Source organism: Paenibacillus nicotianae (genome assembly GCF_042681745.1).
GTDB lineage: Bacteria > Bacillota > Bacilli > Paenibacillales > Paenibacillaceae > Saccharibacillus > Saccharibacillus nicotianae.
The window spans coordinates 113887-127427 of the sequence record NZ_JBHUGF010000009.1 but is presented as its reverse complement, the minus strand read 5'-3'; the positions used below and the strand labels follow the sequence as shown (position 1 = coordinate 127427).

Below are 13541 nucleotides of genomic sequence, written 5' to 3'. Positions count from 1 at the left end.
TTAAAATAGCTCGCGTTGAACTTTCTTCAAGCATATTCGATATGATGTTATATTATTTGCAGTCCAAATGGCTTCACATAGCTTAGCTATGATGTAGGATGATATCCTATCTGTATGTATAGAACTTATGATTGAAATATATGATTTTTGTAACGAACCTGTTGGTCGATCTGCCACTTTTGATGTGGTTGATCATGATCAACAGGTTTTTTTAATAATTAATACCAAGTTGATTATCCAGAATTGTAAATTCCAGAAAAAAACAGTATATTCAATAAAGCCTATAATGTATCGAACGGGTAAAATTGCTTAGTACAGGTGGTGCGCTATGATCCAAAAAATTAACGAAATGGATATCGATAATTTACAAACTTTAGTCGAAAAAATAAGTGAAGTGATGAATACACCTGTCACGATAGAAGATGCCGAACATCGTCTGCTAGCCTATAGTTCGCATGATCCCAATAGCGATCCTGCGCGTATTGCTACGATTGTCGGACGTAAAGTTCCAGAAGATGTCGTGCGTGCGCTGTATGAATCGGGAGCGATGCAACAATTGCTAGATACATGGGAACCTGTACATGTAGAAGGTATGAGCCAAGTTGGTCTCAATAACCGGATGGCGATCGCGATTCGACATTACGATGAGGTACTCGGGTATATCTGGTTGCTTGAAAATAACGGTTCTTTCACTAGCGAGCAAATCCAGCAATTAAAATATAGTGCTACTCTAGCGGCATCCAAAATGATCCAGATGCAAAAGCGCAAACAAAGTATCGATTTTTTTAACCGTTTATTAACAGGTCGATTTACTTCGGAACAAGATGCGTTAGCACAAGCTCGTGAAGTAGGTATCCAAATGCCTGCTTATTCGTACATTCTAATAATTGAACAAGATGGCAATAACGATAGAAATGATTGGTTAGACAAAGCAGTGCAAGCCGCTACCGAATATGCTGTGCGAATTGTACTTCATGTACGAGAACAACATCGGCTGATTCTATTATGTAGCACTGCCAAAACAGCTTCTTCAGTCGCACCTGTCGAACATACCATTGTTCCGCTGGTGAATCGATTATATACGTTACTGCCTCAATCTTCTATAGAATATGGAGCAGGTAGTGTGGTGTCCTCTGTATTAGCGATCAGTCGTAGTTACACCGAAGCACAATATTTACTGCTGTTACATCACCGTTTACCTGAAACGTCTTCTATTTTATATTATCCACAAGCAGGATTTTACCGTTATCTCTTTGCAATGAAGCAAGAAGCCGCACAATTTCCAGCGTCTATGTCTCCACTGCACAAGCTTGCTGCTTACGATCAAGAACACCATAGTCACTTGTTGCATACATTAGCTGTATTTCTGGATCATAATAGTGATGCCAAATTAGCTGCCGGGCAATTGCATGTGCATACCAATACACTGAATTATCGACTCAAACGAATAGCAGAAGTCGGACAGATCGATCTGAACGATATGGCGCAAAAAGTAACATTGTATCTAGAAATTAAGCTTTTATTATTAGAAGAATCTGAATAAGGGTATATATGTAGTACAAAGCTTATCTGTGATGTGAAATTTAGGAGTATGATCTTATATTTTTAAATATATTATGCAATGAAAGTTAGGTTATATGACATATTAGATAACCTTTTGTATTTTTACACAAACCAAAACCTTCAAATTTGGGGAATTAGACGATTACATGACATTTTATCTATCCTATAATGATGACGTAGAGCAAGCACGTACCTTAAAGGAGGAACTGGCATGAGAATTGGAGTCCCAAAAGAGATCAAAAACAACGAAAATCGAGTAGCCATTACACCAGCAGGTGTAGCGACATTGAGCGGAGCAGGGCATGAGGTCTATATCCAATCTGGCGCTGGTACAGGTAGTGGATTTACAGATAGTGTCTACGAACAAGCAGGGGCACAGATTCTAATCGAAGCCGCTCAAGTGTGGAATACCGCAGAGATGGTGTTAAAAGTAAAAGAACCGTTGCCATCTGAATATGTTTATTTCCGCGAAGGGCTAATTCTATTCACCTATCTTCATCTTGCCGCAGAACCGAAGCTGGCTGCTGCTCTCATCGAGCATAAAGTGATCGGGATCGCTTATGAGACAGTAGAAGTGAATCGGACATTGCCGTTATTGACTCCAATGAGCGAAGTGGCTGGACGGATGGCAAGTCAGATCGGTGCGCAGTTCCTCGAAAGTCCGCATGGAGGTAAAGGTATCTTGCTCAGTGGTGTACCGGGTGTGAAAAAAGGAAAAGTGACGATTATCGGTGGTGGAGTAGTCGGAACCAATGCCGCTAAGATGGCTATTGGCTTAGGAGCCGATGTCACGATTATGGACTTGAATCCAGATCGATTGCGTCAATTAGAAGATATCTTTGGCTCGTCGATCCAGACGTTAATCTCCAACCCATACAATATTGCAGAAGCGGTAGCCGCTTCAGATCTAGTAATTGGTGCAGTACTTATTCCTGGAGCCAAAGCACCGAAATTGGTAACCGAAGCGATGGTACAATCGATGTCGCCTAGCTCTGTGATTGTCGATGTAGCGATCGATCAAGGCGGAATTGTTGAGACGATTGATCGGATTACCACGCATAACGAACCGACTTATGTGAAGCACGGAGTGGTACATTATGCTGTAGCGAATATGCCAGGTGCTGTGCCTAGAACGTCTACTATGGCATTGACTAATGCAACGTTACCTTATGTGGTACAGATTGCGAATCAAGGGTTGCGAGTAGCACTTGAGAGTAATCCTGCTTTGAAATTAGGAGTGAACACAGCGGCGGGACGGATGACGTATGCGGCGGTGGCAAGAGATTTGGGCTATACGCATGTGGATGTGAATGAAGCGCTGGTCGAGACTTTTGCGGCGTTGAACTAAGATTAGATAAATAGAAGAAAGAGTTACCGTCATTAGATGATGGTAACTCTTTTTATTTATAAAATACAAAGTAGTCACTCTTATTTAATATAAAAAGTTCATGAATTTTGTAGCATTTAAAATGTTCTTAAATATTATGCGAATTTGCATAAATCATTAGATTCGCTCGGTTGGTAGGATATGATGATTCTGACTTATTTAAAAGAATACATTCAATCGATATCATCAACTACAGAAAGGATACAAAATCATGAGCAGTCTGTTAGAAAGTATCTACTATGGAAACCTACGTCCAGATGAAAAAGCGGTATCTCAGAGCGCAGAATATACACAGATCAGTGAGCAAATCTCGGCTAAAATGGCAGAGTGGAAATTGAAGCTTTCTCCAGAAGAATGGTTAGAACTGGAAATCATGTGGGACTTGTATTACCAGTTGAATAGTATGGATCGTGCAGGTTCGTTTACATATGGATTTCGATTAGGTAGCGAATTGATGATAGAAGTATTAAAAGAAGAACGTTAAGATCAGTACAGATTGAAAAATAGTAGAGGAGTATATACATGCTCTTTATAGAATTACATATTTTTCTAGGCATCTGGGGCAACTCACTAGATGCTTTTTTATTATCCTCATCCATTACATATCTAAAATTTAAAATAAATATTGACAGTAATCGTTTTCAAAATCTATAGTTATCAAACAGTCGTTTAAAACGATTGTTTAAATATGGGAAAAGACAGATACGGTACATATTGCCGATACGGGAGGAATTATGAAACCTATTTTTACAGCATTTATGAAGTTACCTACAACCAAAGTAGGGATTGCAACAGCGATTTTGTTTCAGCTTATTTTTACAATTGTGTGGATGACCGGTTATCAAGGCATTACAGATCGGTTGGATCACTTGAGTGTAGCTGTTGTGAATGAAGATAAAGTATATGGCGATCAGTTGATCACCAGTCTACAATCGTCTTTGCCTGTTGGAGTCAAAACAGGAATGACGTTAGCGGAAGCACAGCAACAATTGCAACAACGTGATGTGCAGATGATTATTGATATTCCAGCCGATTTTGCAACGACTGTACAGTCTCAGAATCCTGCACAATTGCATTATTTTATTAATGAATCCAATCCGATTATGATCAAAAATATGATGACTTCGATAGCAGATAAAGTCACTGCTAATGTTAATAAAGTCGCTGTTGAAAGCGGACTTAAAGGCGTATTTGCTGGACAACTTGCTGATGACCAAGCGCAAACTGCGGCAACGATGATGTCTCAGCGTGTCGTATCTGATATTCAGTCGGTTAATCCTATACAAGGGATGAACAACCAGATGGTGCCAATGATGATGATCCTTGCTTCTTATGTTGGGGCAATGATTATGGGACAAAACTTCCAGATTTCGTCGAAAGCACTGGCAAGTCGGTTCGGACGTTGGTCACGCATGTCGGTTCGTTTGTTAGTGACCGCAGGTGCTTCGATTGTGGTGTCACTGGTAGGGACTTCGCTTGTGGCATTGTTCGGTGGGCAGTTGGGACATGGATTTATGGCGTTATGGGGTTTTCAAGCGTTATTCTTGCTAACCTTTATGCTCGTAGCACAGATGTTTTTATTTGTATTCGATATGGCAGGAATGTTGTTTAATATTTTGATTTTATCGGTACAATTGGTGTCTTCTGGAGCGATGATGCCGCGTGAATTACTGCCAGACTTTTACCAGTGGATCGGGTCTGCGTTTCCAGCGACATATGCTGTACAGGGATTAATGAATCTATTATTCGGCGGTACTGGTGTAGGCAAAGATTGTCTGGCACTGGTATGTATTATGATTGTTGCTCTTCTTATTATTGGAATTGCCACTGCACTACGCAAAGACAAAATGCCTGTCTCTCCATTGGTAGCGATAGCCGAGTCTTGATGATATGATAAAGACAGTATGGCTGGAAAAGATTACTATTCCGCATCATGGAGATACGGATGATTTCTAGCGATAGCAATCAAAGGCAGGGAAGTGAACGTGGTGGATAAAGGTGAAGACCATGTTAAAATGAGAATTTTGCAAGCAACCAAAAAATTGGCAGCAACCAAAGGATTTGAAGCAACTTCGGTACGAGAAATCTGTAAAGAAGCGAATGCGAATATCTCTCTAGTGTCCTACTATTATGGTGGGAAAGAGCCTTTATTCGAAGCGATGTTGCAGGAGTTTATTCCAATTCCCGTATTTTCAGAACAGCTTCGCTATGAAGAAGTGGACCCTATTCAAGGGATGAAGCGACTGATTGAACAGATGTATCACTTTTGCAAATCTGATCCTGAGATTTCAGATATTGTACATCAAGAATTTACGCTACATTCCTCGCGGATCGATATTATTCAAAAGTATACTCTTCCGGTATGGTTGTTGCTTCGTCATTATCTAGAAGCAGGTCGGGAGCAAGGAGTATTTCATTTTCACTCGATTGATCATACCTTTTTGCAGGTGATGGGTAGCATTTTATTTGGCAGTAATGAAGCGAAGTCATTAACGATAGTAACCTTATTAGATATTCAGTTGGTAGAACAAGGCGATCCACTACAAGAAATGATTGTTTATATTTTGCGTGGATTAGGTTGTACAGTTGAACAAATCGATAATAAGTAAGTTACCAAATGCGAAAAAACTCAAGTTGTTAAGTGACTGAAGTAATTATTTATGAAGTCATTTTACAGGGAAGCCAGCATTTATTTTATCTTTGGATAGAACGAAGATGAAGTAATTTGCTGGCTTTTTCTTTTTTATTAAATGTTATATAAATTAACATTAAATGATGAATTTTATTGTATTTATACTATGAAAAAGACTTTATGTTCTTAAAACTAACACATGTAAAATAATAAAATAATCTAGGAAATAATAACTATTATATTTATAAATCAGTTAAAAATATTAAAATAAGTATTGATAACCTAAAAATTAACAGTATAATAAGCTTTAATCAGTTAAAATATAATATTTTTTATGTTATTTGGTATTAGAAGAAATAAATTCTAATTGAATAATATAATGGATATCATTATACTGATGTAAGAAATAGGAAATATAGTTAATTTAATGTGTTACTAAAGTTGACATTATTAAAGGGGGATTATGATGAGAAGCAAGTGGAATGGATTGATGGTTGTAGCATTGATTACAGGATTACTAGCAGGATGTGGAAATGGAGCAACAAGTTCTTCAGGTTCAACTGGTAGTTCGACTGCAAGTACAGGTGGTAAAGTGATCAAAATTGCTACACAATCTCCATTATCCGGTGGTAGTTCTATTCAGGGCGAAGCGATTAAGCTTGGCGCTCAGATGTCGATGGAAGATCACAAAGAAGAGTTTACCAAATTAGGATATTCACTTGAACTGGTTCCTTATGATGATCAAGGTGATCCCAAAAAAGGCGTAGCCAATGCTGAATTGATCGGAGCTGATCAGCAAGTATTAGGCGTTATTGGGCATCTCAACTCCGGCGTATCTATTCCTTCCTCTGTTGTCTACGAAAAATACAATATTCCGATGATCTCCCCAGCAAGTACCGCTACAGAATTAACCGATCGCAAACTCAAAGTAGTCAATCGTGTCGTGGCACGCGATGATTTTCAAGGGCCAGCCGCGGCTGAATATGCTATTAAAACGGCAGGAGCCAAAAACATTTTTATTATACAAGACAAAACAGCTTACGGTCAGGGATTGGCGGAAGCTTTTCGTGATGCCGCTCAAGCTCAAGGAGCTACGATTTCTGGCTATGAAGGCATAACCGTCGGTGAAAAAGATTTTAACGGTGTACTTAATATTGCGGCTACCCAAAAGCCCGATTTTATATTTTTTGGCGGATTGTATGCAGAAGCAGGTCTGTTGATTAAGCAAGCTCGTGATAAAGGAATTACCGCTCCGATTATGGGCGGAGATGCACTGGATTCTTCAGGGTTAGTGGATATTGCTGGCGCTGATGTTAAAGGAGCATTGTACAGTTCGGTAGCTGGAGATATCAGCAAATTACCGGACGGACAAGAATGGACAGCACGTTATAAAGAAGCATTTGGTAAAAATCCAGAAGGGTATTCTGTCTATGCGTATGATTCGATGAGTGTGATGTTAGAAGCGATCAAAACAGCGATGGGTTCAGGGACAGAAGCGCCTGCTCGGGATGCAGTACGAGACGCTGTGCGTGCGACCAAAGATTTTGAAGGCGTAGCGACCAAAGTAAGCTTTGATGATATCGGAGATAATGCGTATGCGAAAGTCTTTATTTACAAATTCGCTGACGCTACGTATCCAGGATCACTCGAAGCAGAGATTGCTCAACCTGCGAAATAAGCAATTCTTTTCCAAACAAAAGCCAAAAGGTATGTGCTGTGCTATACACATCTTTTGGCTTTTGTTTTAGAGTATTTTTGCAATATCATCCTGTAGCGAAATGACGAATGAGCGTATGAAGGGAGTAACTGAATGTTCTCAAGTATTTTGCAGACTTTACCTCAAGTATTGATCGATGGTCTGGCGCTAGGTGCAATCTATGCTGTAGTAGCACTGGGTTATACGATGGTATACGGTATTCTCGAATTAATTAACTTTGCGCATGGTGAGATTTTTATGACCGGTGCTTTTGTAGGGACTGCGGTTTTGTTTGGCTTTCAGGGGGCAGGTTGGTTAACGGGTATGCCGGCATGGTTATCGTATCTGCTTATTATTCTAATCGCGATGCTCGTTACAGGTGCGCTTGGTGTCGGGATTGAAAGGGTCGCTTATCGACCGTTACGCAAAGCGCCCAAGTTAATCTTATTGATCTCTGCTTTTGGAGTCTCATTTGTGTTGCAAGATGTGATTCGATTTATCGCTGAACTCAAAACAGGTAACTATATTATTAGCACACCGCAGTTATTTGATCAGCGTTATCAATTGCCTCTTTCTTCGATATCCAGTTGGTTTACTGATGCTTCAGTTAAAGCGAATACATTGTTTATTTTTGTAATTGCAATCTTGTTAATGATTGGACTCGATATTTTTGTGAATCGCACCAAATGGGGCGGCGCGATGCGTGCAGTCGCGCAAGATCGGGAGACCGCTTCACTGATGTCTATTAATGTGAATAAAGTGATTGTGCTAACATTCTTTATCGGTTCTGCTCTCGGTGGATCAACAGGGGTATTATTTGCACAACAGTATGGAACAATCGATCCGTATATTGGTTTTATTTTGGGCCTCAAAGCGTTTACAGCGGCTGTGCTTGGAGGAATCGGAAATATTCGTGGAGCGATGTTCGGCGGAATTGTACTGGGTGTACTTGAAATGTTTGCTTCATCGAATCTAGGCATTTTGACAGGTGGTAATTTTGGAGCAGAGTATAAAGATGTATTTGCTTTTATGATTCTGATTATTGTACTGATCTTCAAACCGGAGGGTATATTCGGCAAAGCAATCAAAGAGAAAGTGTAGGTGAAACCGATGGGAAAGTTACAAACGATGTTGCAAGCCAATAAACTTGCACAAGGATTACTATTAGCTGCATTTATACTTGTTACCGCAGGCGCTGTCTATTTGATCGACCGTTCGGTCACTGCCTTTCTATTGATGCTAGCTTCGCTGTTGCTGTTGTACTATACATCATTTACCAATGGGATGAAATGGAGTATTGCAGTATTTCTACTGGTCATTGTGATTCCATTCGCAACTTCAGGCGGTACGTCGCGTGAATCGTATATGGAAGTGGCTACTCAGTGCGGTATCTATGTAGCGATGGCGCTCGGACTAAATATTGTAGTAGGATTTGCAGGATTGTTGGATATGGGGTTTATTGCTTTTTTTGCTGTAGGCGCCTATACATACGGCATTTTTGCGACAGGGCAAGCCAATAATTTTATCTCAGGCGAACTGTTTCCATTATCCGGTGAAAGCTTCTGGATTTTTATTCTTATCGGAGGTTTTATTGCAGGCATCTTCGGTATATTGCTCGGTCTGCCTGTGCTACGTGTCAAAGGTGATTATTTAGCGATAGTGACACTTGGATTCGGGGAGATTATTCGAATTATTTTTAATAATTTAGAAAAGCCGGTCAATATCACCAATGGTGCGATGGGCTTGTCTTCGATTCAACCGCCGGATTTGTTCGGCTTTCAATTTACATTTCCTCATCAATTTTATTTTATTGTGATTGGGATACTGTTAATTGTTATCTTCGCGGTAAGGCGGTTAGAACATTCACGTCTAGGGCGTTCTTGGAAAGCGGTACGTGAAAATGAAATTGCTGCGCAGTCGATGGGGATTCCTTTGATCCGTACCAAGTTGATGGCTTTTGCCATCGGTGCTTCTTTTTCAGGAATGATGGGTGTGGTATTTGCTGCCAAGCAGACCTTTATTGATCCAACTAGCTTTACCTTGATTGAGTCGATTACGATTCTGGTGATGGTTGTGCTGGGTGGAATGGGTAGTGTACCGGGTGTGATTTTAGGAGCGAGTCTGGTCACGATTCTGAATTTGCAGGTGTTGACCGAATTTACAAGCTGGCTCAGTCAATTATCTCAACAGGGAATTTTGGAAGTGCCCAATGCGTTATCTCCTTCTAAAATGCAACGTTTTATTTTCGGTATGATCTTGATTCTGGTCGCTATTTTCCGCCCGAATGGATTAATTGCTGCTAGAAATCGCAAACTTCCCAAAGAAGCGGTGCAAGATCCATCTCCACCGGTGTCCAAGTCAGAAGTACAACCCGATTAAAGTGAATTGTACAACCTAAATATAGAGAGCGATCTGATACTAGCGAAGTAGAAAGGAGCATCAAGATGAGTGACTTACCCGATCACAGTGTATTAAAGGTAACAAATCTGCTCAAACGCTTTGGTGGCTTAACGGCTGTAAATGGAGTAAATTTTGATTTTCCGAAAGGGCAGATTTCAGCAGTAATCGGGCCAAATGGAGCAGGTAAAACTACTTTTTTTAATATGATTACAGGGATATATGTACCGGATAAAGGCAATATTGAATTGGACGGAGAATCGATTGTGAATAGTAAGCCTGATCGAATCACCAGTCGTGGCATTGCTCGTACATTTCAAAATATTCGCTTATTCGGCAGTATGACTGTACTTGAAAATGTGCAGGTGGGTATGCATATTCATTTGAAAACAGGGATTATCGGTACGCTACTCAATTTGCCTCGTGTCCGTCATGAAGAACATGATTCCCAACGTGAAGCATATCGATTGCTGGAGTATGTAGGTCTGGCAGAATGGTATAACGAAGAAGCAAGCAGTCTGTCATATGGCGCACAGCGGCGATTAGAAATTGCCCGCGCACTTGCCGCCAAGCCCAAAGTATTACTGTTAGATGAACCTGCCGCAGGCATGAATCCACGCGAGACGTCTGAATTAACAGGATTGATCCGCCGTATCCAGCAAGAGTTGGATATTTCGATTATTTTGATTGAACATGATATGAAATTAGTGATGGAATTATCGCATCATATTCTCGTACTGGATCATGGGGAAAAAATTGCTGAAGGTGGGCCGGAAGATATTCGTTCGAATCCGAAAGTGATTGAAGCGTATCTCGGTAAAAGTGCGGTCGAGGAGGAGATACAGATATGAGTCTGATTGAGCTAAAAAATGTACAAGCTTTTTACGGCGGTATTCAAGCGTTAAAAGGAATCAATCTGGAAGTGAATGCAGGCGAGATTGTGACTTTGATCGGTTCCAATGGTGCTGGCAAATCGACCACACTCAAGTGTATCTGTGGACAGGTGCAGACCAAAGGTGAAATCTGGTTTGATGGCAAAAAAATCACTTCGCTTGAACCGCATGTCATAGCGCAAAGTGGTATTGCTCATGTACCGGAAGGGCGACGTATTTTCCCGCGCTTAACGGTAAAAGAAAATTTAGAAATGGGTGCTTTTTCGGTCAAAAGCAAAAAGCTGATCAAAGAACGAATCGAAAAGTCATTTGTTTATTTTCCACGACTCAAAGAGCGTTATCATCAGACAGGTGGCACGATGAGTGGTGGTGAACAGCAGATGCTTGCGATTGCTAGAGGATTGATGATGAATCCCAAAATCTTGCTGTTAGATGAACCTTCAATGGGTCTTGCTCCGGTATTGGTAGATCAGATTTTTGAGATTATTCAGGAGTTGAATGATACGGGGATGACCATTCTACTGGTAGAGCAAAATGCGTATCAAGCCTTACAGATTGCCCATCGGGGGTATGTGATTCAGACGGGAGAGATTATTCTACAGGATGATGCGAAAGTACTTCTGACGAATAATCAGGTAAGGGAAGCTTATTTGGCATAAGTTCATAGGCTTTGAAAATGGGGAGTATAGCTACTACCGAAAATACATTTTTTATTATCATTGATGTTAGTATGTATTGATAAAAGTAAAAAAACTCCTGTCGTGTAGTGATCTCGACAGGAGCTTTTTTGCTTATAGAAGTTAGATTGAAATGAATTAGCCTTTTTTCACATCTTGGACTGCTTGGTAGATCAAGTTGAACAGGTCTTCCAAATATTCTTCAGCGATACAAGAGAAAGCCACGCGAAGATCATGTGCGCCAAGAGCGATTGTACCTACTTCGTATTCACGTAGTAAGCGTAGACGAACGTCTTCTGCAGATACATCTTTCAATTTAAGGCACATAAAGTATCCCGAGTTGAACGGATAGTATTCCCATGCATCCTGATATTGATCAGTATCGAGCAATTGTTTGACTTTATTCGCTCTGCCTTTCATGATTTGGAACTTTTCTTCTTTTTGCGCTTCAAAATGTGGATCTTGCAACGCTTTTAAAATAAACGTCTGCGATGGATGCGGGCCGCTAGAAATGGTTGCACGGATAATACCCAGTGTTTTTTGTTCTAGAGCTACAATCGCTTCTGTATTTTGCGCGCCATAGGTGATAAAGCCAACGCGGAATCCCCATACATATTCTTCTTTAGTCGCGCCATCGACTTTGATCGGTAAAATACGTGGGTGCAAGTCAAGCAATGAACCGAATAATGATTCATGCAAAGAATCTTCGAAAAACAATCCGAAATACGCATCATCTGTCACCACGACTACATTGATTCCTGCTTCCGCAGCTTCGTTGATAGCAACCACGATTTTTTTACCATCGGCTACACTTGGTGTGTAACCTGTCGGGTTGTTAGGGAAGTTCAGGACTACGATCGCTTTACCTTTTTCTTTTTGCGCGAGTAGAGCATCTCGTAAACCATCGCTGTTAAATGTCATTTCTGCTGTAAATAATGGATACGTGATGATCTCAGCTCCGCGACGAACCGCGAAAGTAAGCTCATAATTTTCCCAGTTTTTATCTGGATATATAACAGCATCGCCTACGTCTGCGAATAGATCTGCTACAATACTCAGACCATGAGTCAACGCATTAGTAACGATAGGATTGCTGAATTTTTTATCTTGTAATGAAGGATTATCTTTGATCATTTTCTCACGCCATACACCGCGAAGTTCTGGTTTGCCCGCAGGTGGAGCATAAGGATACAAATCTTTAGGAGCAAAAGCAGACAGCGAATCTTGCAATACCTTCAAATGCATCGGTCCACCATTTTCAGTTGCAATTCCGATCGTTGCATTATATTTTTTAGCCTGGCTTGATGCTTCTGCCGATTGGCTTAATATACCTTCTTTAGGAAAATAAATCTCTCTGCCAAGAGTCGATAGCATTTCATAAATATGAGGGCTATCTGTTTTTAGTTTCTCGTTCAATTGTCCAGCCAGTGGGTTCATCGTTTTCATCCTTCCAGGTCTGTTAAATAATGAATCAGCCGCACCTGATGATAATGGAACAGTAGAAGTTCGCCTGATTTCTGCTGCCCTAGTATATCATTTTTAGCGTTGAAGTGTCACCGTTCAGGAAGTGAAATTTGATAGGTTAGTTGTGAATATGATGTGAATCTTATAGGATACCGTCCAATCCTACTTAACTTTGGTGATGTGGACAGTATTTTTTCATCATTTCGATTGTGGTGAGATCATCATCAAGACCTCGTTTTTGTAATCCATCTATAATATGTTGACGTTCTTCTTCTTTAGCATTTTGACCGAATTTGAATTTGGCTGTCCACTCCTGCGGGACAATTTTGATCAAAGCGACTCCGTTTAGACGTGGAATATAACGCGGATCATTAGCATCAATCGTATCATAACCACCTTCAGGTTGAAGCTTGTGCATAAAGATCGAAAAGGCATCTGCTTTTTCTTCCAGATCAGTAATTAACTCTGCATGACCACGTACCGTAACACTTTTGAAAAAGGCAGAAGCCGGACATGCCATTTCAGCATCGGTAAAGTAAGAAGGAATCAGTGCATATTCTTTAGCTACTGAAAATGTCACCTGATTATCATTTTTAAGCAATTTTATCTTTTCTCCTGCACGACTACCATGAATATAAAATACTCCGTTGCCATAAGCAAAATTGAGTGGAATCACACGCGGAAATCCATCTTCATGACTCATCCCCAGAAATCCAAAACTCATTTCTTCCAAAAATAACGCTAATTCTTGTTCTTCCTCAATCGTAAATTCTTTGCGTCTCATATGTATCTCTCCTTTTCTCTATTGACCATCTATTTGTTTCAGCATATG

Annotated in this window: 12 protein-coding genes; 10 read left to right on the top strand and 2 right to left on the bottom strand. The window is 40.4% G+C overall.

Annotation, left to right across the window (positions count from 1 at the left end):
• Positions 1-328: 328 nt before the first annotated feature.
• The 10 genes from ACFSGI_RS03720 to ACFSGI_RS03675 all read left to right on the top strand — a co-directional run bounded on the left by ACFSGI_RS03720 (position 329) and on the right by ACFSGI_RS03675 (position 11227).
• Positions 329-1543 carry a PucR family transcriptional regulator gene (locus ACFSGI_RS03720; RefSeq protein WP_204826782.1) on the top strand — a complete coding sequence of 405 codons (1215 nt, stop codon included), beginning with the start codon at positions 329-331 and terminating at the stop codon, positions 1541-1543.
• A gap of 231 nt (positions 1544-1774) precedes the next feature.
• Positions 1775-2911, top strand: a complete 1137-nt coding sequence (ald, locus tag ACFSGI_RS03715) for an alanine dehydrogenase (protein ID WP_204826781.1) — start codon at positions 1775-1777, stop codon at positions 2909-2911.
• Positions 2912-3161: 250 nt separating this feature from the next.
• Positions 3162-3434, top strand: coding sequence for a DUF6809 family protein (locus ACFSGI_RS03710; protein WP_204826780.1), 273 nt, complete (start codon positions 3162-3164; stop codon positions 3432-3434).
• A 250-nt stretch (positions 3435-3684) separates the two neighbouring features.
• Entirely contained in the window at positions 3685-4836 is a 1152-nt protein-coding gene (locus ACFSGI_RS03705; RefSeq protein ID WP_204826779.1) for a YhgE/Pip domain-containing protein, read from the top strand.
• Between the two features lie 129 nt (positions 4837-4965).
• Positions 4966-5559 (top strand): TetR/AcrR family transcriptional regulator, encoded by a 594-nt coding sequence (locus tag ACFSGI_RS03700; RefSeq protein ID WP_379282465.1) that lies wholly within the window; start codon positions 4966-4968, stop codon positions 5557-5559.
• Positions 5560-6048: 489 nt separating this feature from the next.
• The gene (locus ACFSGI_RS03695) at positions 6049-7260 is read left to right on the top strand and encodes a branched-chain amino acid ABC transporter substrate-binding protein (RefSeq protein WP_204826777.1); all 1212 of its coding nucleotides are present in this window, start codon (positions 6049-6051) and stop codon (positions 7258-7260) included.
• 132 nt (positions 7261-7392) lie between these two features.
• Positions 7393-8379, top strand: coding sequence for a branched-chain amino acid ABC transporter permease (locus ACFSGI_RS03690; protein ID WP_204826776.1), 987 nt, complete (start codon positions 7393-7395; stop codon positions 8377-8379).
• 9 nt (positions 8380-8388) lie between these two features.
• Complete coding sequence (locus ACFSGI_RS03685; RefSeq protein WP_204826775.1) at positions 8389-9657, top strand: branched-chain amino acid ABC transporter permease; 1269 nt, start codon at positions 8389-8391, stop codon at positions 9655-9657.
• Positions 9658-9722: 65 nt separating this feature from the next.
• The gene (locus ACFSGI_RS03680; RefSeq protein WP_204826774.1) at positions 9723-10526 is read left to right on the top strand and encodes an ABC transporter ATP-binding protein; all 804 of its coding nucleotides are present in this window, start codon (positions 9723-9725) and stop codon (positions 10524-10526) included.
• Complete coding sequence (locus ACFSGI_RS03675; protein WP_204826773.1) at positions 10523-11227, top strand: ABC transporter ATP-binding protein; 705 nt, start codon at positions 10523-10525, stop codon at positions 11225-11227. The genes ACFSGI_RS03680 and ACFSGI_RS03675 overlap by 4 nt, the downstream gene beginning before the upstream one ends.
• A gap of 156 nt (positions 11228-11383) precedes the next feature.
• Here the strand turns inward: ACFSGI_RS03675 and ACFSGI_RS03670 are convergent, their stop codons facing one another.
• Both ACFSGI_RS03670 and ACFSGI_RS03665 read right to left on the bottom strand, forming a co-directional pair.
• Positions 11384-12682 carry an aminotransferase class I/II-fold pyridoxal phosphate-dependent enzyme gene (locus ACFSGI_RS03670; RefSeq protein ID WP_204826772.1) on the bottom strand — a complete coding sequence of 433 codons (1299 nt, stop codon included), beginning with the start codon at positions 12680-12682 and terminating at the stop codon, positions 11384-11386.
• Positions 12683-12875: 193 nt separating this feature from the next.
• The gene (locus tag ACFSGI_RS03665; protein WP_204826771.1) at positions 12876-13493 is read right to left on the bottom strand and encodes a pyridoxamine 5'-phosphate oxidase family protein; all 618 of its coding nucleotides are present in this window, start codon (positions 13491-13493) and stop codon (positions 12876-12878) included.
• Between the last annotated feature and the right edge of the window lie 48 nt (positions 13494-13541).

Bases quoted from the DNA above. Each gene is read 5' to 3' on its own strand.
- ACFSGI_RS03720 (WP_204826782.1), top strand. From the start codon at position 329: ATGATCCAAAAAATTAACGAAATGGATATCGATAATTTACAAACTTTA.
- ald (WP_204826781.1), top strand. From the start codon at position 1,775: ATGAGAATTGGAGTCCCAAAAGAGATCAAAAACAACGAAAATCGAGTA.
- ACFSGI_RS03710 (WP_204826780.1), top strand. From the start codon at position 3,162: ATGAGCAGTCTGTTAGAAAGTATCTACTATGGAAACCTACGTCCAGAT.
- ACFSGI_RS03705 (WP_204826779.1), top strand. From the start codon at position 3,685: ATGAAACCTATTTTTACAGCATTTATGAAGTTACCTACAACCAAAGTA.
- ACFSGI_RS03700 (WP_379282465.1), top strand. From the start codon at position 4,966: ATGAGAATTTTGCAAGCAACCAAAAAATTGGCAGCAACCAAAGGATTT.
- ACFSGI_RS03695 (WP_204826777.1), top strand. From the start codon at position 6,049: ATGAGAAGCAAGTGGAATGGATTGATGGTTGTAGCATTGATTACAGGA.
- ACFSGI_RS03690 (WP_204826776.1), top strand. From the start codon at position 7,393: ATGTTCTCAAGTATTTTGCAGACTTTACCTCAAGTATTGATCGATGGT.
- ACFSGI_RS03685 (WP_204826775.1), top strand. From the start codon at position 8,389: ATGGGAAAGTTACAAACGATGTTGCAAGCCAATAAACTTGCACAAGGA.
- ACFSGI_RS03680 (WP_204826774.1), top strand. From the start codon at position 9,723: ATGAGTGACTTACCCGATCACAGTGTATTAAAGGTAACAAATCTGCTC.
- ACFSGI_RS03675 (WP_204826773.1), top strand. From the start codon at position 10,523: ATGAGTCTGATTGAGCTAAAAAATGTACAAGCTTTTTACGGCGGTATT.
- ACFSGI_RS03670 (WP_204826772.1), bottom strand. From the start codon at position 12,682: ATGAACCCACTGGCTGGACAATTGAACGAGAAACTAAAAACAGATAGC.
- ACFSGI_RS03665 (WP_204826771.1), bottom strand. From the start codon at position 13,493: ATGAGACGCAAAGAATTTACGATTGAGGAAGAACAAGAATTAGCGTTA.